Below are 24,093 nucleotides of genomic sequence, written 5' to 3' on the forward strand. Positions count from 1 at the left end.
CACGAACCTGTTTGGTTCGCTGGAAGACGATATCCATTGCTGCATAACGGGCGACCGAGCGCGTCCGGCTCGCGGTGGGCGCGAACGACGATGGGTTAGAGCAGAATCGCGGCGACGCAGCCGGTCAGCTGTGTGGCAAGCGTACCGGCCACGATGGCGCGAATGCCCAAGCGCGCGACATCCTGTTTACGATCCGGCGCCATGCCGCCAATGCCGCCGATGAGTATGGCGACCGAGCTGAAGTTGGCGAAGCCGCACAGTGCATAGGAGGTGATGGCCGCTGAACGCGCGGAAATCCCCTCGTTTGCCATCAGCACGCCTAAGTCTTGGTACGCCAGAAACTCATTCACGACCGTTTTCATGCCGATCAGAGAGCCGACCGCGCGCGCTTCTTCCCATGGAATGCCCATACACCAGGCGAGCGGCGCCAGTATCCAGCCGAGAATGCCTTGCAGTGTGAGTCCCTCGACCCCAAACAGGCCGCCAGCACTGCCAATCAATGCATTAATGATTTCGATGAGGGCAACGAACGCAATAAGCAATACTAGAATGTTGGCGGCCAGTCGCATGGCGGCAAGTGCGCCATCGGCCGCCGCATCGATCACGTTAACGGAGGTGCGCGGGATGTCGGCGTGATCGGTGCCAAAGGTGTCGGGCGTGCGGGTTTCCGGCACCATGATTTTGGCGATGACCAATGCCGCAGGGGCGGACATGAGACTGGCTGTGACCAAGTGCCCCGCGTAGTCGGCACCGATAAACTGCGTGTAGGCGATCATCACCGAGCCCGCTACCGTCGCCATGCCGGTGGCCATAAGGGCAAACAACTCGGATTCAGTCATGCGCGAAATATAGGGCTTTACCATCAGCGGAGCCTCGGTTTGCCCAACAAAAATGTTGGCCACGGCAGCCAGGCTTTCTGCGGCCGAGAGCCCCATGGCGCGCGACATAAGGCGAGCCACTGCACGGACGATAATCTGGGCGATGCCCAGGTGATAAAATATCTGAAACAACGCGCCCATCACGATGATGCCCGGCAGCACGTTAAGCGCAAACGAAAAGCCGGTTTCCATCAACGAGCCGAATACAAACGCCGACCCTTTATCGATAAACCCTTGAAGACCAGTGACGCCACTTTCGAGTCCATCGAAAAAGCGTTGACCCATCGATGTGCCGAGAAACACCAGCCCGAGCGCAAACTGAATGGCGAGACCCCACAACGCGATACGCCAAGGAAAGCGGTTGCGTGCAGAAGACAGTAACCAGGCAATGCCGAGCATAACGACAATGCCAAAAACAGCGGTGATGCGTTGAGTGAGATGGTCCAAGTCGGCGTCCCCAATTTTTCCCCAGGCCAGATTAACAGTGATCCAGCGGAACGTCATCGACAAGTTGCGCTCAGAATGACTCACTCAGGCCACCGCGCCGGGATATCCGCGCTATAATTGCGGTCAGAACACTACAATGGATGGTCTGGAGCCGAGCATGAAGCCCTATTCACTTTTCTGCGGATTGGTCGCGACCGGCCTGCTGGCGGGCGTCATGGCGCCGCCGGTCGGTGCCGAATTGTCATCGCGCCCCGAATCGGCTGAATCCGCCGCAAAAGACCAACCCATTGCGTCGACGTATCGAATCGAGTTTATGGGCAATATCCAAAACGCCGCGCTGCGTGAGGCCAGCGGTTTGGCTGTTTCGACCCGTTCTGAAAACGTGTTCTGGTCGCACAATGATTCCGGATACGGTCCGTCATTGTTCGCGTTCGGCGAAGACGGCGAACCGCGCGGTCGCTTTTTGGTTGAACGGGCGGTATCCAAGGACTGGGAGGATATGGCGTCGTTTCGATGGCGAGGCGAGTCCTGGCTGCTCATTGCCGATGTGGGTGACAACAGTTCACGCAAGCCGTTTTATACGCTGTATCTGGCCAAAGAGCCGCCGCTACCAAAAAAACGGTCAAATCGTCTATTGCCACTGCGCAATGTCCAAATGGCGAGACTGACCTATCCGACGGGGGCCGCTGATACCGAAGCGGTGGCGGTCGACAGTCGCACCGAAACGGTCTATCTCGTGTCGAAGCGCGAGCGGCCCGCTCGGGTATTCAGTGTGCCACTCAGTGCGTTTGGCTCTGAAGACATTGTGACCGCGCAGCTCGAAACCGAGCTTTACGCGCTGCCCGCACCCACATTGCAGGATATCTTGGATCATCCTAATCTGGGCTTTTGGTTCGCTCAGCCGAGCGCCATGGATATCGCGCCCGACGGCACGTTTGCCGTGATTCACACCTACGGCCACTCGTATCGGTTCGATCGAGCGGAAACCGAAAGCTGGGCTGAGGCATTGGCCAAAGCGCCTCGGCAGATTGAGGTGCCAGCGATGAAGCAATCCGAGGCGGTTGCCATCGGCCTCGACAGTCGCAATCTGTATTACACCAGTGAGGGGCGCAATCCGCCCTTGTACCGGCTGGTGCCTGATGGAGCGGACTAGCATTTCGTCACGCCTGTGTTCTGATGCTGTCGCTGCTACACTCACGGTCGGCTTACCTGTTGGAAACGTTATGCGTGTAGTTTTATCGATTGGCCTGTTCATACTGCTGGCGAGCTGTTCGACGGTTGCGCCTCAAACCACGCCTCGGCTGGGAGATGCTGAAACCGTCACCATCATGGCGTTCAATGTCGAAAACCTGTTCGATACTGAGCATGATGTCGGCAAGAATGATTACACCTTTTTACCCCGAGTCAAAAAAGACAACGACGCCCATCGGGCGCGTTGCAACGAGATTAGCGTGCGTAAGTGGCGCGAGCAGTGTCTGTATTGGGATTGGAGCGAGCAGGCGCTTACATTCAAGCTCAAAACGTTGGCGGACGTGATTACGCAAGAAGGACGTGGACCGGACATCATTGCTCTGCAAGAAGTCGAAAACGTACACGTATTAGAGCGTCTCCGTCGAGGTTATTTGTCGGACCAAGGGTATGGCGAGCCGATTCTAATCGAAGGAAACGATGATCGTGGCATTGATGTCGCGTTTTTATCTCGCTTGCCGATGGTGGGCACACCCACGCTTCATCCGATCACGTTTACGCAAATTAGTGAGCGGCGCCAAAAAGACACTCGCGGCATTTTGCAGGCCAATTTCAAACTCCCTGACGGTGCCGTGCTCACGGGTTATTCTGTGCACTTTCCGGCGCCGTATCACCCTTATTCGTTACGCATTGACGCCTACCGATCGCTCAATGCGCTGCTCGCCCAGTTACCGGCTGATCGCCTCGCGTTTGCCGCTGGCGATTTCAACACGCCATCGCTGGAAGAAAACGAACAGCGTATTATCGAGCGCATTGCGAAGCCCAAGTGGCTCATCGGTCACGAATCGGGCTGCCGTGCTTGTCCAGGCACCAGCTATTATCCGCCGAAAGACGATTGGTCGTTTCTCGACATGATTCTGGTGCGCAAGTCGACAAACGAGATTGGCGAATGGCGCCTTAATGACGCCACGCGTTTGGTCAACCGTCACCCAGAACAGCAACGCGACGGCTACCCATTGTCGTTCAGCGTGGCCCCGCTCAGCGGTGTGTCAGACCACTGGCCGTTGCTCGTGGAGCTCGAACGATCACCCGCCCAGGATACGGCGCGCTAAATCCGGGCAAACACTGGGGATGCCGGCTGGTTAAAAAATCGCCAGCCGAGGGCGGTAAATGGCAGCAATTGGCCAATAAGTGTTTGTTATATATAATAAACTTCCGTCAAACGCTTGCCAATCACGACCGACCTGTGTATGTTCTCCGCTCCCGAATTCGATGCGAAATTGCGAGAAAACGCACGCTTTTTAACTAAATTCTGAATTACATTTGCTGCGCGGTGGGCGTTTCGTCCGTGCGCAGCCTTCATTGTCTGACGCTCGCTGAAGGCCACAACACGATAGGAACGACGAGCAGGGTTAGCTCGGCGTTCTCCATTGCGATACAGGGTTTGCAGATCACACATGCCGATACGGATATTCAATAATTACATTCACCGCCAAGTGTTTTATCTCGCCGTTGTCGAGACGCTTATGATGATCGGAGCGGTGTACCTTGGCGCTCGGCTTCGTTTCGGGGGCCGCCTTGATGCTATTTTCGACTCGATCGGCGCGGTATGGCCGCGCGCTTTGCTTATCGCTTTAGTTGTTCTGGCCAGCATGGTGGCCATGGGGCTCTATCACGGTCGCCTACGCACCCGAATGAGCGGCATTGCCGTACGGGTGGTGGCCAGCTGCGTCGCCGCGGGAGCGGCCCTCGCGCTGTTGTTCTATATCTTTCCAGGGTTGTATCTCGGTCGCGGTGCGCTGGCGATCACCATGCTTCTGATCTTGATTGGGTTGCTGCTCACTCGCGTTATGTTTCACAACTTAGTGGATGGCAGCGTCTTTCGTCGCCGTGTACTGGTCTATGGCGCAGGCGAAAAAGCGGCCAATATAGTGGGGCTGCGACGGCGATCCGACCAGCGTGGCTTCAAGGTGATCGGATTCTTGCCCGCGGAGAACAACGAACGGCACTCGGTAGATCAAGATAAACTGCTCAAGCCTTCGGGTACCATAGCGGAGTTGGCACACGAGCATCGGATCGATGAAATCGTGGTCGCCATTGATGACCGTCGGCGTGGGTTTTTGGTTCAAGAGCTTCTCGAGTGCAAGCTCAACGGAATTGGCGTGATCGACGCCATGTCGTTCTTCGAGCGAGAGACCGGCAAAGTCAAACTCGATCTTCTGTATCCGAGCTGGATGATTTTCTCAGAAGGCTTTTCACGGAATCCGCTTCGAGTATTAACCAGTCGCGTGTTCGATGTGCTGGCGGCGTTGTTTTTACTGTTTCTCACTTGGCCGGTGATGCTCATCGTGGTGTTGGCCATCTGGTGGGAAGACGGCCTGGATGCGCCCATTATTTATCGTCAACAGCGGGTAGGCCTGCGCAACTCCGTGTTCGATGTCATGAAGTTTCGCAGCATGATCGCCGATGCTGAAAAAGATGGTGTCGCGAAATGGGCGGAAAAAAATGATAGTCGCATAACGCGTGTCGGCTCTGTGATTCGCAAGTATCGAATCGATGAGCTACCGCAGATTTTTAATGTATTGCGTGGCGACATGCGTTTTGTCGGTCCCCGCCCTGAGAGACCAAGCTTTGTGGAAGAGCTGAGTCACGCCATCCCGTACTACAAAGAACGGCACACCGTGAAACCGGGGATTACCGGTTGGGCACAACTGTGTTACGACTACGGTGCATCCAGCGAAGATGCGCTGGAGAAGCTTCAATACGATCTGTACTACGTTAAGAATCACAATATGTTGTTTGATTTGCTCATTCTTCTGCAGACCGCCGAAGTGGTCTTGTGGAAATCCGGCGCGCGCTAATCGTCTAGCGCGCGGTGTCCAGCCCAGGAGTGTGGCGTGATTAACCTCGGTTTTGGCAGCTACCTGCTCGGCGCGGTATTCCATCTGGCGCTCGCCGTGTTTGTGCTTGCGCGTTGGGGCAATCGACCTGGCAGCCGCCAATTTCTCATAACCGTACTGCTCAATGCAGTGTGGGCGGGCGTACTCACCCAATTTACCGGCCCGAATCGACTCGAAGACCTGCTGTTGGTGGTCATCGCCGAGCTGGTGCGGATGGTGTTGTGGCTGCTGCTCGTGTGGCGATTTTTGTTTGGCGACGACCGGCGTCAATGGCCTCGACAAACCGCCTATTACGTTCATGGCACGTGGGTGCTGGTTGTGCTGTTGAATGTGGTCGTCTTAATCACCGCGGCCACCGGTACGCCGTTCATGACGGGCGCGACTAGCTACTTGATGAGCATGTTCGTGCTGTCGATCGTTGGCTACCTCCTTGTGTATCAGTTTTATCGCAACAGCACGGTCGATGAGCGTTGGCAAGTTAAGTTCTTCTGTCTCGGCGTCGGTAGTCTGTTTGTCTACGATCTGTTTGTCTTTTCCCTGGGCGTACTGTTTCGAGGTCTGGCGCAGGACTTGTGGGATGCCCGTGGTGTGGTTAATGCGGTGGTTGCCGGACTACTCGCCGTGGCCGTTGTGCGCATGCAGGCCCCCAGCAAGGAGGTGACCCTGTCGCGCAAGGTCGTGTTTTATTCGACCGGCATGCTCGGGGTCGGCCTCTATCTGGTCGCGATTGCGGTAGGCGGCTATTTCATTCAGGTCGTTGGTGGCGACTGGGGCACCTTTGCACTCATTGTCTTCCTATTTATTGCACTCATGCTGCTGGCCATTGTGTTGTTTTCGGGCCAAGCGCGGGCGCGACTTCGGGTGTTTCTCGAAAAGAACTTTTTCCACTATCGCTACGACTACCGACGGGAATGGCTCAATCTCACGCGCTCGCTGTCGGCGAATAACAACGAAGAGGGTTTGCCGCTTCGCGCACTTCGTGCGGTGAGCAACATCGTGCAAAGTCCTGGCGCTACCTTGTGGCAGCTTGGGCCCAACGGCTACAGCGTGCGGGAAGCGTGGAACATGAGTGATTACGCGGGTATCGTCGAGGCAACGAATTCGTCTTTTTGTGCTCGAATCGGCCAGCGCGAGTGGATAGTTGACAAGCATGAGCAGGAGCGAGAGGTTGACCAGATGGGGCTGCCCGCGTGGTTCGCCGACGACCCAAAAGCATGGCTGACCATTCCGCTGATTCACAATGAGGAGCTGATCGGCTTTATGGTGTTGGCGCGCTCCATGGCGGTGAACGAGCTCACCTGGGAAGACCGCGATCTGTTAAAATCAGTGGGTCGGCAGGTTGCCAGTCACCTGGCGCTGCATGAGTCAGCTCAGGAACTGGCACAAACCCGGCAGTTTGAAGCCTACAATCGATTGGTTGCCTTTTTAATGCACGATCTCAAAAACCTGATCGCGCAGCAGTCGCTGGTGGTTCGCAATGCGGCGAAGCATAAGGGTAACCCCGAGTTCATTGATGACGCCATTGCGACGGTCGATAATTCGGTCAATCGGATGAATCGAATTCTTGACCAACTTCGCCGCGGCGAACAGGGCGGGGATGTGCGGGTGGTCGAGGTGGCGCGCCTGTGTCACGCGGTGATTGACGCGACCCATGAGCGTCAGCCGATCCCGGTGCTGGTTGATGCTCCGGAATTACGGGTGCGCGTAGACCGCGAGCGGCTGCTGATGGTGATGGTGCATTTGGTTCGAAATGCCCAAGATGCCACGTCGGCTGACGGATCTGTGACGTTGGTCGCCCGTAAGGAGGGCATAAACGCTATCATTGAGGTCAGTGATAATGGGAGCGGCATGAGCCCCGATTTTATCCGCGAGCGTCTGTTTGTACCGTTTGATACGACCAAAGGTGTTAAGGGCATGGGCATTGGCGTGTATCAGGCGCGAGAGTTTGTGCAGTCGGTCGGCGGCGAGCTACAAGTGGATAGCGAAGTCGGTGCCGGTTCCACGTTTCGACTTGTCATGCCGCTCGCCGAACACTCGGATTAACGTCGTTCTGAAATTGCAGGAGCAATGCATTGACAGCTAATCGTAAATTACTTGTGGTGGAAGACGACCCCGGTATTCAAAGCCAGCTTAAGTGGTGTTTTGAAGATTACGAGGTGATCTTTGCGGCCGACCGCGAGTCGGCGATTAACGAAATACGGCGCCATGAACCGCCCGTTATTCTTCAGGACCTCGGGTTGCCGCCCGACGCCGAGGGTGTGAGCGAAGGCTTGGCGACACTGGATGAAACGCTGAGGATTGCGCCACACACCAAGGTCATCGTGGTGACCGGTAACGGCGATACCAACAATGCGGTTAACGCTGTTGCGGCGGGGGCCTACGATTTTTACAGCAAACCCATTGATACCGATGTGCTGTTGCTGTTAGTGCAGCGCGCTTTTCATATTTACGAGCTCGAGCAGCAGCATCGCAATTTGATGAACACGACGGATTACTACGCGCTCGAGGGCATTATTGCCACAAGCGATACGATGTTGAAAGTGTGTCGTCTTATCGAAAAAGTGGCGCCGACCAACGTCACGACGCTGCTGCTTGGCGAAAGCGGCACCGGTAAGGAGCTGCTAGCGCGCGCGGTGCACAGTTTGAGTCCCCGTAAGAAAGAGCCGTTTGTGGCGATCAACTGCGCGGCAATCCCAGAAAACTTGCTTGAGAGTGAGTTGTTCGGCTACGAGAAGGGTGCCTTTACCGGCGCCGCCAAACGCACGGAAGGCAAGATCGAATTCGCTAATGGCGGCACGCTGTTTCTTGATGAAATTGGCGATATGCCGATGCAACTGCAAGCCAAACTACTGCGATTCCTACAGGAGCGTGTGGTCGAGCGAATCGGCGGGCGCACGGAGATTCCGGTTGACGTGCGGGTGGTGTGCGCCACTAACCAAAATTTGCAAACGTGCATTAGCGACGGACGGTTCCGTGAGGATTTGTTCTATCGTATCTCAGAAGTCACCTGCAATATTCCGCCGCTGAGGGAGCGCGAAGGTGATCCGGTCATTCTTGCGCGCGTGTTTTTGCAAAAATTCGCTGAGCGCCACGGCCGGCCGATTCGTGGTTTTACACAAGACGCGAACAATGCCATTGAGGCGTACGATTGGCCGGGCAACGTTCGCGAGCTTGAGAACAAAATTAATGGCGCGGTAATCATGGCCGACGGTAAGCAGGTAGACGCAGACGATCTCGGTCTACTCGTACAAGAAGCCGGGCCGGATCAGCCGCTGAACTTGCGCGCGGTTAGACAAGCCGCCGAGCTTAAAGCACTGCGACAATCGCTCGCGCGCACCGATGGGAACATTTCGAAAGCAGCCGAACTGCTGGGCATCACACGCCCGACCTTCTATGACCTCATGCAGCGTCATGGCATGGGCGACAATAACTCTTCCTAAAGGCAAACAACTATGAACAGGGTACGTAAACTGATTTCCGGCGCGGTGTTGCTGATGCTCATCGGCGTAGCGAGCGGCTGTGGTGAAAGTAAAACGGAAGAGCAGCGCATGGCGGATGCCGCTGTGGCCTATGAAAATGGCCAATACCGAGCGGCACTGATCGAGCTGAAGAACGTTCTTCAGGAAAACCCGAACAACAAAGACGCGCGTGTATTGCTGGCCAACACGTCGATCAAAATTGGCGACGCGGATTCAGCAGCAAAGGAACTTGAGCGCGCGGCGCGACTTGGCGCAACACCTCAGGAAATCTACGCACTGCAACAGCGCACTTGGCTCAAGCTCGGCAGCTTTCAAGAGCTCATTGATAATTTTTCCGATGTAAAAGCCAGTGGTGATGAAGAGCGGGCAGAAATGCAGCTGCTCTTTGCGAAGGCGCAGAATGGACTCGGCAACACCGACATCGCGCAACAACGCTATCGAGCCCTTGCCGATAGCGACGCAAATCCGCGGTGGCGATCGGAGGCGCTGATCGGTCTGTCATTGTTAGCCCGTACCGAGGGGAACGTGGAGCAGGCCATCGCGCTTGGCGAGCAGGCGTTGGCACTGTATCCAGAGTCGGCGTCAGCCCCAATTGCGCTAGGCCAAATCGCCATTTCACAAGCGCGTTTTGACGACGCATATGCCTTTTTTAAACAGGGTCAAGAGGCCGCGGGGTTGACCGAGGAAGAGCGTTTCCTAATGTTGTCCGGCGAGTTGGAGGCATCGATTGGTACGGGCGATATTGAAACCTCGAAGGAGGTCGCGAATCGTCTGTTTGCGTTCGCACCAGAGCACCCGATTACCTCGTACTTGTTGGCGCGTGTCGCCTATATCGCCGGTGATAAAGAACTCGCCTTTGAAAGTACGCAAAAGGTATTGTCCAAGTATCCCAACTTTATTCCCGCCCAATTCTTGCAAGGTGCGCTGTCGCTCGAACGCGGAGAAAACCCTCAGGCTGAGATGTTTTTATCCAACGTAGTCGCCGCGCAGCCGAATAACTTCGAGGCGCGCAAACTCCTTGCGGAGTCGAACATTCGCCTGGGCAACGCCAGTCAGGCTGCACAAATTTTGCGCGACGGGATCGCCTTAGGGCCGGGAGCCGAGGAGCTCATGAGTATGCTTGGGCGCGTGAATATCCGGCTGGATAATTCCAGTGACAACATCGCCCAATTGGAACAATCGCTAGAGCGCAATCCAGACAATGAGCAAACCCGACTGACCTTGATTGCTGCGTACATCGCCGCAGGCAGGGCGGATGAAGCGCTGGCTTTAAGCGAGTCAAGCACGTCGGAGGCGGTCACGCCCGAGCGTCAAGCGACGATCAAATTCATTGCCGCCCTTCAGGCCAAAGACCGACAGGCGGCGAACGCGCAGGCCGATATAATTTTGTCGACCTGGCCGGACAACCCGCGCACACACAACATGATCGCCAGCTGGTATTTATCAGAGGGCATGATTGTCAAAGCGCGTTCGACGTTGGAAAACGCGTTTGCGCGCAACCCAGATTTCACAGGATTGTTGACCAACCTGGCCAAGCTGGATGCGCAAGAAGGCAAAATTGCCGACACGAAAACACGTTATGAAGACTTTTTGTCCAGGAACCCCGACAACGTTGACGCATGGGTGTCGTTTGCGTCCATTTACATGGTCGAAGGCGACGAACAGGGCGCGCTTGATGTGTTGAAACGAGCGCGTGCTGCGGCACCCAATGAGTACATGCCGTTGGCTGTCCAAACACGTGTCCTATTGACCTTCAATCGGGTGCAGGAAGCGCTGGAGGTCGCCGAGCAGGCCGCCACACAGTTTGAGAGTGTTGCCGTTACTCAGTTTATTTATGGGCGCGCGTTGTTCGAAGCCCAACAGTATGATCTCGCGCTCGAGTTCATTAAGAAGGCCGATAGTTTGCGGCCGGGCGATCCGGAGATTGTGACGTACCGCGCGCGTACCCAGGCGCGAATGCAGCGGTTTGCCCAGGCGAAAAAATCGTACGAGGAGTTATGGGCGCTGGTGCCAGGAACGATCGAAGCCGCGCAGAGTATCGCGCTGTTAGAACTTCGCAGTGGCAACACGGCTGCCGCCAACGAGATGCTCGATGCGCTCAAAGAAGCTCGTCCAGATGATGTGCGCGTGATGATTGTGGAAGGGGACATCAAGGCCGAGTCTGGCAACTTTCGAGACGCCTATCGCCTTTACGATCAGGCCTATGCGAAGCGACCCTCGCTGGATCTGACGCTCAAGTTGGATCGAGCTGCCGCGCGAATGGGGCAAGACGGCTTGCCGGTCATCGAGCGCTGGCTTAATCAAGCTCCCGAGGATGTCGCTGCGCGGTTGGTTTACGCACAGCGTTTGCAGCAACTGGGTCGAAGCAACGATTCGATCCGTCAATACGAGGCCGTGATTCAGCAGCGATCCGACGATGCCATCGCGCTCAACAATCTGGCCTGGCTCTACTTTGAAAGCGGTGCCAGCGACACGCAGGGGCGAGCGATCGAATTGGCTGAGAGAGCCTATAACTTGCTACCCAACAATCCGCAGATAGCGGATACGTACGGTTGGATTCTGTTTCGCTCAGGTGAAGTCGCTGAGAGTCTTCGCGTGTTGGGTCTTGCGGAGTCGGCCGCGCGCGACCAGGGCGTGCCCGACGCCCGGGACATCGCCTATCATTACGCGGCGGCACTGAATGAGTCGGGTGATCGCAGTCGAGCCCGTCAAACGCTGCGCACCATATTGAGTGATGAGTCGCCGTTTCAGAGTCGCGAGAGCGCGCAGCAGTTGTTTGACAGCCTAGCGCGTCCTTGACACATCGTGGGCGGGCCAAACCGCCTTACTGCGTCATGTTATCGCGTTCAACGTGTCGGTTTCGAGGCGGTGTGTTGGGATGGGGTCGCGGTGTCGGTTGCGACCTGATACCTAGCGCGGCACCAGCTGGCTTGTCGCGCGTTGATCGCCCGGCGCGAGTTGCAACTTGAGCGCTCTGATCGGACTTGGACCCAGTTCGTGTGCTTTTTTATACGCGGACTGAGCCAGCGCCGTTTCGTCTTCTAACAGATACAAATCGCCTTCGATCTCGGCGATGAGATCGGCGCCCACATCCACCTCAGCGAGCAATTTGACGGCATCGTGCGCTTTTCGATCAAAGCCCCGTTTGTGTAGTTCGATAATCATCGGCTGCAGACTGTTGATCGCGTCGCCATGCTCATCGATCAGCGCTTCGATTAGCGCCTGCGCTTTTGGGTAGTCGTTGACCAACAGATTGGCGTGGATTAACGCCAGTGCGTTATGCGGCTCTGTGGGTGCCAGTCGGCGTGCCTCCGCCGCCGCCGTTAGTGCTTCGCTGTTTTGCCCGGTATTGATCAAGGCATAGGCCAGCATACGCAGCACGTCAGCGTGGTAAGGGTGTGCCGATGCGGCCTCTTGTGTTACGCGCACCGCTTCGTGGTAGCGCTGTTTGTTCAAATGACGGCTCGCGAGAATAATGCGCGGTTCAACAGCCTCCGGATTGCGTCCGCGTGCCAGCTCCAGCCACGCCATTTCTTCTTCGGTTTCGCCGCGAAGATACGCGATTTCAGCCAGTGCCAACAGTGCGTGGAGATTCGCCGGGTTTTCACGCCGGAGCTTTTTGGCGTATTCCACCGCGCGATCAAGTTGACCGGAGCGCAAAAAACGCTCCAAACGCAGCACCTGGCGCGAGCTTTCCGTGATTTGGCCTGGTGGATTCCACGTTTTCATTAAATCGTCCGCCGCTGTCAGATCGCTGCGATTGAGATACGCGGCCGCCAAACGGGTTTGTCGACGCAGGTTGGAGGGGTCTGCGAGCACGGCTCGGCGCAGGTACGCTTCACCATCGGTGCAGGAGCGAGCATAGCGGCAGGCCGTTCCGTAGAGATCAAGATGGGCGGGGTTAAGGCTGTCTTCGATAATCGGTTTGAGTGTTGACACCGATTCCTCGGCGTTACCCATTTGTAGGTACGTTTCCGCCAACAGGGCGACCATTTGCGGGTCGTTGTCGTTGAGTTCGAAATACTGATCGAGATACAACTGGGCACGACCAAATTTGCCTTGCGAGGAGTTGATTGCGGCGAGCAGTTTTAGCGATGGCTCATGATCGGGAATGATCGCGATCACGCGGTATAGAAAATCGCCAGCCGTGCCATATTCGCCGGCTTGGAATGCCAAAAGTCCTCGAACATATTTGGGCAATGGGTGCCAAGGATAGCTGTCGATAAGCGCCTTCATGTTTTGCGTTGCCAATGAGCGCTTGTCGAGGTACCACTGCGTTTCGATTAAGCCGACCTGCGCAAGCATAAACTCGTAAGGTCGGTCGACACCGTCCTGCCCATCGATGGCATTCACAAAGGCACGTTCGGCGTCCACGAGTCTGCCTTGGTCGTAGTGAAGCGCGCCTAACGCCTGCCATGCAGCGATCGATAAAGGGTGCGTGCGCGTTGCGTTTTCTAAGTAGACGCTCGCCGCGCTGAAGTCCCCTTCGGCCTTTTGCACAGCCGCCAATCCCAGTTTGCCGTCGAGGCTCTCTTTGTCCAGCCGCATGACTTCGGTGAAAAAGAGTTCCGCGCGCCCCGGCAGATTCAGTTGCAGTGCGCCCAAGCCGTTAGCGGATAGCCAGGCGATAAGATCGGCATCGCCCGGCGGTCGTGGGCCGAGCACCGATTCGATTCGCTCCGGTTGACCCTGAGCAAGCAGTGACTGGGCGAGGGGTCGATAGACGAGTCGGCCCGGTGCACCCAGGCCTCGCGCGTATTTGAGCTGCGCTTCAGCGGCCTCGGCGCGACCGGCCGCGAGCGACACCTTGCCCTGCATGAGGCGCGCTTCCAAATTGTCGGGAAACGTCTGGATCAGATTGGCCAGCTCCAGCGACGCGGCGCCGTAGTCGGCGCGCTGCATGTTTTCGCGGACCAAATCGAGGCGTCCATCCACGGATTCCGGCTCCGAACAGCCGCTCAGCAGCCCCAGAACAATCACCAGCCACAGGCCGATGGTGCGCCAAAATCGTGGTTGTGCGTGGTCCATGCTGGAATTTCCGTTGCGTTGCCGCTTTATTGTTGTATGGGAACAAACACCGATCATTGGAATCTATACTTTTTTCTCATAAGTTACTAGAAAACATTATATTTATGTAACACGATGAGTAAAAAGGCGAGTGCGTCGTGCGGCTCGGTCCACCGGCAATCCAGCAGCGCCTGTTCAGCCATGATCCCTTGAAATCGGCACGCGGTTGGGGGCCATCGAATCAACCCCCAAATTCGTGAACCGCACCCTGTTCGCGGACGCGAGCTGTGGTAAACTCGCTCGCGCTAGTTATTGATTGATCAATGTTTTTGGAGAATTTTCACCATGTTGCAGCGGCCCAATATTTTCGTCCTCCTAATTTCGCTTCTGGCGCTTTCCGCGTGCGCAGGCAGCGCACCTAGAGTGGATACATCGACGGCGGAGCCAGTTGCCACCCAGTCTGTTGAAAATTATGCGATCGGACCGGGAGACAACCTGGACGTACACGTGTGGCGACATGAGGATTTGTCCCGCGTGGTGCCGGTTCGCCCGGACGGGAAGATCTCCACGCCGCTGGTTGAAGACATGCGTGCGGCCGGCAAGACCGCCAGCGAACTCGCCCGGGACATCGAGGCGCAGCTCTCCGAATACATCAAAACCCCGAAGGTTACGGTTATCGTGACCGGCTTTGTGGGTCAAACCAACGACCAAATACGCGTGATTGGCATGGGCGGCCAACCTCGGGCCATTTCTTACACGGCCAATATGTCGCTCCTCGACGTCATGATCGCAGTCGGTGGATTGTCTGAATTTGCTGCGCCGCGTCGATCCAAAATCCTGCGTCGAGTGAATGGGGAGGGCACGGAGATTCCGGTACGGCCTGATCTGCTGCTCGAGCGTGGGGATATTCGTTATGACATTCCGATGCGACCGGGCGATGTACTGATCATCCCTGAATCGCGATTTTAAATTTAACAAAATACGACGTTACGTGATCTACATCACGGATACTTTTAGCTATCTCATTGATACTTCGTTAACGGAAATACCAAGATAAGGTCATGGCTGAAATAATTGCTCAAATTATGGCGCACTTGCGGGGCATGTGGCGCTTTCGCTGGTGGGCGCTACTGGGTAGCTGGGTGTTGTGTATGCTCGGCTTCATCTGGGTGTACACGCTGCCAAACATGTATGAATCGAGTACGCGTGTGTACGTCGACATGCAGTCGGCGCTCGGCGATGCGATTCGCGGGCTGGGTAGCAGCAGCGACGTGCGTGAAGAAGTGCAGATGAAACTTAGCGAGATGGTGTCGATTCCCAATCTCAAAAAAGTGGCGCGTGACACCGATATGGATTTGCGAGCCACCACGCCGCTGGCGATGGAAAAGCTCGTCGAGCGATTGCGCAACACCATCGAGCTGCGCAGCCTCCAAAACGGATCGCTTTATTCGATTACCTATCACGATCGTGATCCCGAGATGGCGCAGCGTGTCGTGCAAACCATGCTAAGCGACTTCGTTGGCGGCAGTTTGCGCGAGAACAACCGCGATACCACCGAAGCGATGCGGTTTCTTGAAGAGCAGATTGCCATCTACGAAAAGCGACTGCTCGATGCGGAAAAAGGCCTGGCCGACTTCAAGAAAGAGAACGTTGGTTTAATGCCAGGTTCACAGGGCGATTACTACACCCGACTGGAAACCGCACAAAGCAATCTGCAGGGATTGGAGTTGCAGTATCGCCTCAAGCTCAACACGCGGGATGAATTGATCGCTCAACTCGAGGGCGAAGAACCCACCTTCGGTCTGGACCCGACGAGCACCGCCGCACCGTCGGCCGGTCCGGGCGGTTCCACGGTGGACGCCCAAATCGCCGAACTCGAGCTCTCTTTGGCACAGTTGAAACTCAGTCTTACGGATCGTCATCCGGATGTGATTTCCACACGCGAGACCATTGAGACCCTTAAAGCGCAACGGGAGCAGGAGCTTTCTCAGCGCGCCACCGTGCTTCCCGATCGTCCGGCCTTTAATCCGCTTGACCAGAATCCGGTGTATCAGTCGATGAAAATTCAGCTGAGCAACACCGAAATCGAGTTGGGCGAATTGCGCATTAACTTGCAGCAGGCTCGCTCTGAAGTGGCCAACTTGCGGCGCTTGGTCGACACCATTCCGGAGGTTGAGGCGCAGCTCAGTCGACTCAACCGCGATTATGATGTGACCCGCACCTATCACGACGATTTGCTAAATCGACTTGAGGCGGCGCGCCTTGGAGAAGATGCCAATGCGCAAAGCGACGACATTAAATTCCAGGTGCTGGATCCACCGGTGTTGCCACTCGACCCAACCGGCCCAAATCGTCCGCTGTTTTTGACCGCGGTGTTGATGGCCAGTTTGGTTTTTGGTCTTGCCATTTCATTTTTACTCGATCAGCTCAGGCCCGTATTTAGCACTCGCAGCGAACTGCGACGTAAAACCGGGTTGCCTGTGCTTGGCACGATCGGCGTGGTGCTCATGCCGCATCAGCGAATATCGACGCGACTGCAGACCGTGGCGTTTGCGGTGGGTTTGTTGGCGCTCATCGGCGCGTTTTTCGGAGTGTTGGTGATGGAGGACAGACTGGTGGAATTAGCCAGCGGCTTGCAGGGACGTGAAAGCGCATGAGTATTGTAGAGAAGGCGGTTAAGAAACATCGTAAGGACGGCAAGAAGCCCTCCGGCGATGCGAGTCAGAAGGCGCAGGAAACCGTGCGGCTGCAACCACACGAAGAAGCGACGCTTATTCCGGCAGAGGAATCGCTGGAGCAAACTACCGAGGAAGCGACGCACGACAAGCACGGTCGCACCATCGTGCCCAGCGGTGATGACAATAACAATGGATTGCCCGCGCTCCATAAGCAGCGCGTGCTGCATCTGGATTTTGATGCGCTGCGAGAAGCCAGTATTGTGCCGGCCGAAGACCTTGCGCCGCACATGGCTGACGAGTTTCGGCGTATTAAGCGGCCGCTGATCGCGAATGCATTCGGTAAGGGTGTGGTGCCGGTTGAGAACGGTAATCTGCTGATGTTATGCAGCGCGTTTTCAGGAGAAGGCAAAACCTTTACGTCAGTGAATCTCGCTATGAGTCTGGCCCTTGAGCGTGAGCGTACCGTGTTGCTTATTGATGCGGACGTGGCCAAACCCCATATCAGCCGCGCACTGGGCATCGATCAGCAGCGTGGATTGATGGATCTGTTGACTGACGACTCACTCGACATCGGTGACGTGCTTGTTCAAACGGACATGCCGGGCTTGCGCATTTTACCGGCGGGCACCCGCCACCAGTATTCAACCGAGTACCTTGCCAGCGACAAGATGCAAGAGCTGATGGATGAACTGGCGGGCCGTTATCCTAATCGCATGATCATTTTCGATTCGCCACCGTTGTTGCAAACATCGGAGGCGCAGGTGCTCGCCAGTTTGGTGGGGCAGGTCGTTATGGTGATCCAGGCGGGCAAAACCCCTCAGGCCGCAGTCAATGCAGCGCTGGAAATGATTGATTCGAATAAAGCAATAAATCTAATCCTCAATAAATGTCGTGTGCAGTCCTCAAACGACTATTACGGTGGGTACTATGGCCAGGAATACAGCTAACCCGAGAGGCGACGCCAATAGCCGCTCATTCACATCGAAACGTCTGTTGGCTCTGACCGCTGCCGGCCTAGTTGCGAATGGCGCGTCCGTTTCTGCCGCCGAGTGGGAATTTGCCGCGGATTTGTTTACCGGCATCACCTATACGGACAACTTTATCCTGTCGCCACCACCGGGCGAGGACGAAGAGTATGTCTGGGAATTGAGCCCGACGATAATTGCGTCGCGAGACGGCAAGCGTGTCGACATTGAGTTCGACTATCGGTTGCAAAGCTTGTTTTACGCTCGGGAAGATCGTCTCAACGAAGCGTATAACTATCTGCAATCGACGCTGCAGGCATTGGTGATTCCTGATTTTCTATTTTTCGATGCGGACGCCAGTATCAGTCAAACCGTTATTGATCCTCGTGTGGCATCCGGTAACAGTTCGATCAGCGTTAGCGGAAATACCGCCGAAACCATGACAATCAATGCGTCGCCTTATATTTTGCGACGTCTCGCCCCGTCCACATTTTTGCGTCTGGGTGCCTCCGCTGGTTTGGTCGAGTACGATGAGCCTCGCCTGATCGATAACAATCAGCTGGACTACTTTGGTTCGATCACGAACTCAGGCGGAGGAGGGCCGCTCGATTGGTCCTTGGGGTTTACCTCTAAACGGGTGGAATACGATGTCGATCGCGAGATCGAGCTGGCCCGCTATTCGGCTGAGGTGGGCATTAGAATCAGCCCGCGTACCGAGTTTGTCATGTCCGGGGGCGAAGACATTAACGATTTTGGTGCCCTGCCTGGCACACGCGTCGCCGAAGGCACGTTTTGGAACGTAGGGTTTCGAGGTGGTTTTGGCGATACGGTGGAATTTGACCTGCGCGTTGGCGAGCAGTTTTTTGGTGATTCTTATGGCGTGCAGTTCACGCGTTCGTCCCGCGCACTGACGACCTCACTGAACTATTCGGAAGAGGCCACGACCATCGGCGCCCAGCAGCTGGATTTTTCCAATGGACTGTCGCTGCTCAATTTGGCTGGCAATTTTGCTAACGAAATCGAAGTGGACGGATTCGAACTGCCCACACGTGATCCGGAATTGTATATCCGCCGCCGATTGGATTTTAGCAATACGCTTGAATCGGGCCGCAGCTCCATCCGTGCAGGCATCTACTACGAAGATCGCAGTTTTATCCGAACTGAGCTGGACGGTGCGCGTGAGAATGTGCGAGGCGCGTCGTTTGAATGGTCTTGGGAATTGGATGGGGCAACCAGTGTGGCAACCCGCGCAACCTATCAGTTGCTCGATTCAAGAGACGAAGTCAGTCGCCCCGAAGATTTGCGGATCAGCGTACAAATGCGTCGTGAAATTTTGAATCAAAGCTACATTACCGCGAGCATCGGTCGCAATGAGCGCAATGCGCCACAGGCTAACCAAGAGTATGAAGAGTTGGCTATTCGAATTGGATTCGGTCGTAGGTTCTAGGACGGACAGTGTATTCAGATTTTTATAACTTCAATGGGAAGCCGTTTGCGTTAACGCCCGATTTGCGATTTTTGTTTCGCAGCGAAAGCCATAAGCGAGCGCTTTCTTACCTGCATTACGGACTGGAGCAAGCCGAGGGATTTGTCGTTATTACTGGCGATATTGGAACCGGTAAAACGCTGCTGATTCAAGCGCTGCTCGAGGACCTCAAGACGCAGGAGATCGCGACGGCACGAGTAGCGGCTGCAAACCTAACCAAAGAAGAAATAATTCCGATGGTCGCGGCGGCTTTGAAACAGCCTTATGAAGGTAAAAGCAAAACCGCTTTAATACGTGATCTCGAGCTGTCATTGCGTCGCGCTCGTGAGTATCTAAAGGGTGTGTTGCTGATTGTGGATGAAGCCCAAACACTCACACCGGATGCACTCGAGGAGCTGCGCATTCTCTCCAATCTGGAGAGCAACGGCCGAGCCCTCATGCAGATCTTTTTAGTCGGTCAAAGCGACTTTCGTGAAACGCTGTTGCTCACAGAGATGGAGCCACTGCGTCAGCGCACGGTTGCCTCGTATCACATGGCGCATCTGACGCGCGCCGAGCTCAAACGCTATATCGGTTTTCGATTGTTGGCCGTCGGCTGGGATGGCAATCCAACGATTGATAATGATGTCTATGATGTTGTCCTCGACTTTACCGATGGCATTCCACGGCGCATCAATATTTTTATGGACCGTTTTCTCGTCTATGGGTTTTTGGAAGAGATCAATGAGTTTACCCGTGACCACGCTGAGAAAGTGGCCGAAGAGTTTTCGAATGAGCTAGCGGGCGATTTTCTGCGCCCGGTATTGCGCGAGCGCGCACTGGCCAAATCAAATGCACAGAAAGAAATGGCGTTTGATGAGGAGGAAGAGCCAGAAGAGCCGGCGACCAAGGTTAACGGCAGTAACGGTTCCAATGGTCATCGTCAAGCCGATGCCGATCCATCACCGGATGACACGTTAAGCTCGCCACTTGAAAAACGACTTCGCGGTTTGGATCGCAAGCTGAAAAAGCTTAGTGAAAAATCCCGCCAACAACGCCGTTAGTTCCGAGGTTTGATCATGTCTTCGTATCCCTCTCACTGGATTGAGCAGGCTGACAGGCTGCGCTCTGAACGACCTGTCAACGCGATGAGCGTCGATGTTGAGGACTACTTTCAAGTGTCGGCATTTGAAAAGACGATCAAACGCAACGACTGGGATAACTGGGAGCTGCGGGTCGAACGCAGCACCCATCGTGTGCTGGATATCTTCGACGAGGCTGGTATTAAGTCGACATTTTTTATGCTCGGTTGGGTCGCTGAACGCTGTCCCTCCCTCATCCAGCGTATCGTGAAAGAAGGACATGAGCTTGCCAGCCACGGCTATGAACACGTGCGCGTCATTCATCAAGATCGGGCGCAATTTGGCGCGGATATCCGTAAAACCAAAGCGCTGCTCGAAGACATGTCAGGTGTCGCGATAACCGGTTATCGTGCGGCGAGCTATTCGATCGGTCGCGATAATTTATGGGCGCTCGATGAGCTTCACGCAGCGGGGCATGAATACTCATCCAGTTTGTATCCCATCCGTCACGATTTGTACGGCATGCCCGAGGCGCCTCGGTTTGCGTTTCTTACCGGTGAAAATGGTCTGTTGGAAGTGCCGGTGACGACGGCATCATTCGGCGGGCGGAATTTTCCATGCGGCGGCGGCGGGTATTTTCGATTGTTGCCTTATCCGATGTATCGCAAAGCACTACAGAGGGTCAACGCCGTGGATCAGCAACCTGGTGTGTTTTATTTTCACCCGTGGGAAATCGATCCGGATCAGCCGCGAGTCCCGGGCGCGACTGCTAAAACACGATTTCGTCACTATCTTAATCTCAATAGAATGGAAGCGCGCTTGAAGCGTCTGGTACGGGATTTTGCCTGGGACCGGATGGATCGCGTGTTTGCACCAGCAAGGAAGGCAGCGTAATGGCGGCAGCGATTGATCAGCTAGCGGTTGAGGTAAAACAGTTAACGCCCAATGAGTTTGCGCAGTGGAATCAGTGTGTAGATCGCTGTGATGACGCAACGTTTTTCCATCGGGCAGAGTGGTTTGACGTTATCTCGCGCGCGTTTCGTCATACGCCGTACTACCTCTATACGGAGCGCGATGGGGAAGTGTCGGCCATACTCCCGCTCTTTCATACAAAAAGTGTTTTGTTTGGCAATGCCCTGACGTCTGTGCCCTTTTGCGTATATGGCGGCGCGGTTGGGACAAATGAAATCGACCGCCAAGCGCTGATTCATGAGGCCTGCCAGATTGCAGCCGGTCTGAATGTGGATGTCTTGGAGCTGCGGAATCGATGTACGCCCGAACAGGGTTGGCCGGGTAAAGAGTTGTACGTCACTTTCCGGCGTGAGATTGATCCAGATCCCGATGTCAACATGAAGAATATTCCGCGCAAGCAACGGGCAATGGTGCGAAAGGGCATCAAGCTCGGGCTTACCGCACGCGAGGATCAACACGTAGACGACATGTACGCGTGCTATGCCGAAAGCGTACGGAATCTTGGAACGCCAGTTTTTCCAAAGCGTTATTTTGCCATTCTCAAAGAAGTTTTTGGTGATGACTGCGAAGTGTTGTCTATCACCCATGACGGTACGCCAGTTGCCGGTGTGATGAGCTTTTATTTCAAGAACGAAGTACTGCCTTATTACGGTGGTGGTGTGTTTGCGGCACGCAAGCTTTATGCGAATGACTTCATGTACTGGCAGGTCATGGAGAACGCGCGGGAAAAAGGTATCACACTGTTTGACTACGGACGGAGCAAAGTCGATTCAGGCTCCTATCGATTTAAGAAGCACTGGGGGTTTGAGCCAGTGCCTCTTGCGTACTCGTATCATTTGGTTAAAGCGGATGCGGTGCCCAACATCAGCCCGAATAATCCAAAGTACAGAATTTTTGTTGATACCTGGCGCAAGCTGCCGGTGGGCATCGCCAATCGCGTTGGCCCGTGGCTTGCTCGCCAACTTGGCTGATATAGCGATAACCCATTGAGCAGCGTTTTCTGAGCATGGTGCTATTCACAACACATTCGTTTCACACAGAGCGAGCCGTGTCACCCAATCGTGAAGCGTGCGTCCGTCGCGTCCAATGGCGAGGGTGTCGATAATGTGCGGCATCCATGGTGTCGCGTCGATTAATCGACCGCTGCGGTTTTCGCGTGAAGATGTTGAGCGCATGGGTGACATCACCACCCACCGTGGTCCGGATGACGCGGGTTTATACGCTGCGTCAGAGGCGATTATCGCGATGCGACGACTGTCGATTATCGATGTCGAGGGCGGTCATCAGCCAATTTCCAATGCGGACGATTCGATTTGGGTCGTATGTAACGGAGAGATCTATAATTTTCAGGCGTTGCGAGAAGAATGCCTGGCCGCGGGTGCGGTGTTTAAAACCCACAGCGATACGGAAGTGGTTCTCCATCTCTACGAGCGTTTAGGGCTCGATTTCGTTTCCAAGCTGGAAGGCATGTTTGGCTTTGCGATTTGGGACGGCCGTCAACAACGCTTGGTGATCGGGCGCGATCGCCTGGGTATCAAGCCCGTCTACTTTTCGGTGGTTGATGGCAACATCCTGTTTGCCTCCGAGCTCAAGTCCATTCTGGCCCTGCCGGGCGTGAGCGCGCAGCTGGACGAGCAGGCGCTCACTGAGTATCTCAAGCTTGGCTACGTGCCGGCGCCTCACTCGATGGTGAAGGGCATACGCAAGCTACCTCCGGCCACCTTGCTGGTGGTTGAACGCGGCGAATTGCGTGAACACACCTATTGGGCACTCGAGCAACAGATCGAGACGATGACGGACGAGCAGTGGTGCGAACGATTCCGTCACGATCTCGAGTCCTCGGTAACGGGCCAGATGATCAGTGATGTGCCGCTCGGCGCGTTTTTGTCAGGCGGTATTGATTCGAGCGCCGTCGTAGCCTATATGGCACGCAACAGTGCCCACCCGGTTAAGACTTTCTCGATTGGCTTTGGCAACGCGTCCGGTGGTCAGTATTACAATGAACTACCTTATGCTCAGCAAGTCGCCGTGCTGTTTAAGACCGATCACCAAGAAATCGTGGTTGAGCCGCAAGCGGTAGACCTGATGCCACGCTTGTTGTGGCATATGGACGAGCCCATTGCCGATACAGCATTTGTCACGACGTACCTGGTCTCGGAGTTTGCGCGTCGAGACGTCACGGTGATTTTGTCCGGTGTCGGCGGCGATGAGTTGTTCGGGGGTTATCGTCGTTATTTAGGCGACTACTACCTTAAAGCGGTGAATTGGATGCCGCGTGGACTGCGCCGCGGGTTGCTCAAGCAGGTGGTCAATCGACTGCCAGCCGATCGTCATTCGCCATTGATGAATTTGAGTCGATACGCCAAGGCCGTACTCGAGTCGAGTGAGCTGTCCTTTGAACAGCGCTACAAAGGGTATGTTAGTGCTATGCAAGACTCGGCGGTCGCCGACTTGCTGCAAGACTCGACACAGAAGGGTGAGGATGCACTGGAAAACGCCTTTGCGCGTTTTACGACGGGCGATGGCGTGAATCGCATGATGCAACTCGATCTGGTGACGCAAATGCCGGACGACCTACTCATGCTCACCGACAAAATGTCAATGGCTGCGTCGCTGGAGTGCCGCGTACCATTGCTCGATGAGCGCATGGTTTCGCTGGCGATGGCTATGCCTGGCAAACAAAAAATACGTGGTCGCGAGCTTAAGAGCATCATGAAGCGAGCGCTCGAGCCGGTCTTGCCCAAGAACATTCTGTTTCGAAAAAAACGCGGTTTTGGCGCGCCGATGGGTGCGTGGTTCAAGCATGAGCTCAAGCCGATGATGGAGCATTTGCTTGCGGCGGATCGTATTGAGCGACGCGGTTGGTTTAAACCGCAAATCGTGGCCAATATGATCGATGAGCACAGCCATAACAAAGCCGACCGAACCGATGAACTGATGGCGCTGATTAACCTTGAGATCTGGTCGCAAATGTATCTTGACGGTCGCAGCCATGACGACGTGAACAGCGAACTCAAGCAGGTAATGTAGTT

General features: G+C 55.3%; 16 protein-coding genes. 14 read left to right on the top strand and 2 right to left on the bottom strand.

The genetic code is table 11. The features are described from left to right. Positions 1 to 95: 95 nt before the first annotated feature. Entirely contained in the window at positions 96 to 1,409 is a 1,314-nt protein-coding gene (locus AAF465_06220; GenBank protein MEM7082310.1) for a nucleoside transporter C-terminal domain-containing protein, read from the bottom strand. Between the two features lie 73 nt (positions 1,410 to 1,482). On the opposite strand from AAF465_06220, the gene AAF465_06225 reads away from it, so the two are divergent. The 6 genes from AAF465_06225 (at position 1,483) to prsT (ending at position 11,691) form a co-directional block, all read left to right on the top strand. Beyond that, positions 1,483 to 2,478, top strand: coding sequence for a hypothetical protein (locus AAF465_06225; GenBank protein MEM7082311.1), 996 nt, complete (start codon positions 1,483 to 1,485; stop codon positions 2,476 to 2,478). Positions 2,479 to 2,548: 70 nt separating this feature from the next. Next, a complete protein-coding gene (locus AAF465_06230; protein ID MEM7082312.1) occupies positions 2,549 to 3,625 on the top strand; it encodes an endonuclease/exonuclease/phosphatase family protein in 1,077 nt (358 codons plus the stop codon). Positions 3,626 to 3,970: 345 nt separating this feature from the next. Further along, entirely contained in the window at positions 3,971 to 5,374 is a 1,404-nt protein-coding gene (locus tag AAF465_06235; protein MEM7082313.1) for a TIGR03013 family XrtA/PEP-CTERM system glycosyltransferase, read from the top strand. A gap of 36 nt (positions 5,375 to 5,410) precedes the next feature. Further along, positions 5,411 to 7,456 (top strand): XrtA/PEP-CTERM system histidine kinase PrsK, encoded by a 2,046-nt coding sequence (gene prsK / locus AAF465_06240; GenBank protein ID MEM7082314.1) that lies wholly within the window; start codon positions 5,411 to 5,413, stop codon positions 7,454 to 7,456. A gap of 29 nt (positions 7,457 to 7,485) precedes the next feature. Further along, positions 7,486 to 8,853, top strand: a complete 1,368-nt coding sequence (gene prsR, locus AAF465_06245) for a PEP-CTERM-box response regulator transcription factor (protein ID MEM7082315.1) — start codon at positions 7,486 to 7,488, stop codon at positions 8,851 to 8,853. 12 nt (positions 8,854 to 8,865) lie between these two features. Next, on the top strand, positions 8,866 to 11,691 hold the full coding sequence (prsT, locus tag AAF465_06250; GenBank protein ID MEM7082316.1) for an XrtA/PEP-CTERM system TPR-repeat protein PrsT: 2,826 nt from the start codon (positions 8,866 to 8,868) through the stop codon (positions 11,689 to 11,691). A gap of 111 nt (positions 11,692 to 11,802) precedes the next feature. On the opposite strand, the gene AAF465_06255 is transcribed toward prsT, so the two are convergent. Then, a complete protein-coding gene (locus AAF465_06255; GenBank protein ID MEM7082317.1) occupies positions 11,803 to 13,920 on the bottom strand; it encodes a tetratricopeptide repeat protein in 2,118 nt (705 codons plus the stop codon). 402 nt (positions 13,921 to 14,322) lie between these two features. Between AAF465_06255 and AAF465_06260 the strand changes: the two genes are divergently transcribed. The 8 genes from AAF465_06260 (at position 14,323) to asnB (ending at position 24,091) form a co-directional block, all read left to right on the top strand. Further along, the gene (locus tag AAF465_06260) at positions 14,323 to 14,868 is read left to right on the top strand and encodes an XrtA/PEP-CTERM system exopolysaccharide export protein (GenBank protein MEM7082318.1); all 546 of its coding nucleotides are present in this window, start codon (positions 14,323 to 14,325) and stop codon (positions 14,866 to 14,868) included. A gap of 92 nt (positions 14,869 to 14,960) precedes the next feature. After that, positions 14,961 to 16,556 carry an XrtA system polysaccharide chain length determinant gene (locus AAF465_06265; GenBank protein ID MEM7082319.1) on the top strand — a complete coding sequence of 532 codons (1,596 nt, stop codon included), beginning with the start codon at positions 14,961 to 14,963 and terminating at the stop codon, positions 16,554 to 16,556. Further along, entirely contained in the window at positions 16,553 to 17,524 is a 972-nt protein-coding gene (locus tag AAF465_06270; GenBank protein ID MEM7082320.1) for an XrtA-associated tyrosine autokinase, read from the top strand. The genes AAF465_06265 and AAF465_06270 overlap by 4 nt, the downstream gene beginning before the upstream one ends. Next, a complete protein-coding gene (locus tag AAF465_06275) occupies positions 17,505 to 18,989 on the top strand; it encodes a TIGR03016 family PEP-CTERM system-associated outer membrane protein (GenBank protein MEM7082321.1) in 1,485 nt (494 codons plus the stop codon). Before AAF465_06270 ends, AAF465_06275 begins: the two co-directional genes overlap by 20 nt. An 8-nt stretch (positions 18,990 to 18,997) precedes the next feature. Beyond that, positions 18,998 to 20,071, top strand: coding sequence for an AAA family ATPase (locus AAF465_06280; protein MEM7082322.1), 1,074 nt, complete (start codon positions 18,998 to 19,000; stop codon positions 20,069 to 20,071). An 84-nt stretch (positions 20,072 to 20,155) separates the two neighbouring features. Beyond that, complete coding sequence (locus tag AAF465_06285; protein ID MEM7082323.1) at positions 20,156 to 20,983, top strand: XrtA system polysaccharide deacetylase; 828 nt, start codon at positions 20,156 to 20,158, stop codon at positions 20,981 to 20,983. Beyond that, entirely contained in the window at positions 20,983 to 22,032 is a 1,050-nt protein-coding gene (locus tag AAF465_06290) for a FemAB family XrtA/PEP-CTERM system-associated protein (protein ID MEM7082324.1), read from the top strand. Before AAF465_06285 ends, AAF465_06290 begins: the two co-directional genes overlap by 1 nt. A gap of 133 nt (positions 22,033 to 22,165) precedes the next feature. After that, on the top strand, positions 22,166 to 24,091 hold the full coding sequence (asnB, locus tag AAF465_06295; protein ID MEM7082325.1) for an asparagine synthase (glutamine-hydrolyzing): 1,926 nt from the start codon (positions 22,166 to 22,168) through the stop codon (positions 24,089 to 24,091). The last annotated feature ends 2 nt before the right edge of the window (positions 24,092 to 24,093 follow it).

This window comes from Pseudomonadota bacterium (genome assembly GCA_039028935.1).
GTDB lineage: Bacteria > Pseudomonadota > Gammaproteobacteria > Steroidobacterales > SZUA-146 > SZUA-146.

Excerpts from the sequence above, each read along its gene's own strand:
- AAF465_06225 (MEM7082311.1), top strand. The coding sequence starts at position 1,483 with ATGAAGCCCTATTCACTTTTCTGCGGATTGGTCGCGACCGGCCTGCTG.
- AAF465_06230 (MEM7082312.1), top strand. The coding sequence starts at position 2,549 with ATGCGTGTAGTTTTATCGATTGGCCTGTTCATACTGCTGGCGAGCTGT.
- AAF465_06235 (MEM7082313.1), top strand. The coding sequence starts at position 3,971 with ATGCCGATACGGATATTCAATAATTACATTCACCGCCAAGTGTTTTAT.
- prsT (MEM7082316.1), top strand. The coding sequence starts at position 8,866 with ATGAACAGGGTACGTAAACTGATTTCCGGCGCGGTGTTGCTGATGCTC.
- AAF465_06255 (MEM7082317.1), bottom strand. The coding sequence starts at position 13,920 with ATGGACCACGCACAACCACGATTTTGGCGCACCATCGGCCTGTGGCTG.
- AAF465_06265 (MEM7082319.1), top strand. The coding sequence starts at position 14,961 with ATGGCTGAAATAATTGCTCAAATTATGGCGCACTTGCGGGGCATGTGG.
- AAF465_06270 (MEM7082320.1), top strand. The coding sequence starts at position 16,553 with ATGAGTATTGTAGAGAAGGCGGTTAAGAAACATCGTAAGGACGGCAAG.
- AAF465_06275 (MEM7082321.1), top strand. The coding sequence starts at position 17,505 with ATGGCCAGGAATACAGCTAACCCGAGAGGCGACGCCAATAGCCGCTCA.
- AAF465_06285 (MEM7082323.1), top strand. The coding sequence starts at position 20,156 with ATGAGCGTCGATGTTGAGGACTACTTTCAAGTGTCGGCATTTGAAAAG.
- AAF465_06290 (MEM7082324.1), top strand. The coding sequence starts at position 20,983 with ATGGCGGCAGCGATTGATCAGCTAGCGGTTGAGGTAAAACAGTTAACG.
- asnB (MEM7082325.1), top strand. The coding sequence starts at position 22,166 with ATGTGCGGCATCCATGGTGTCGCGTCGATTAATCGACCGCTGCGGTTT.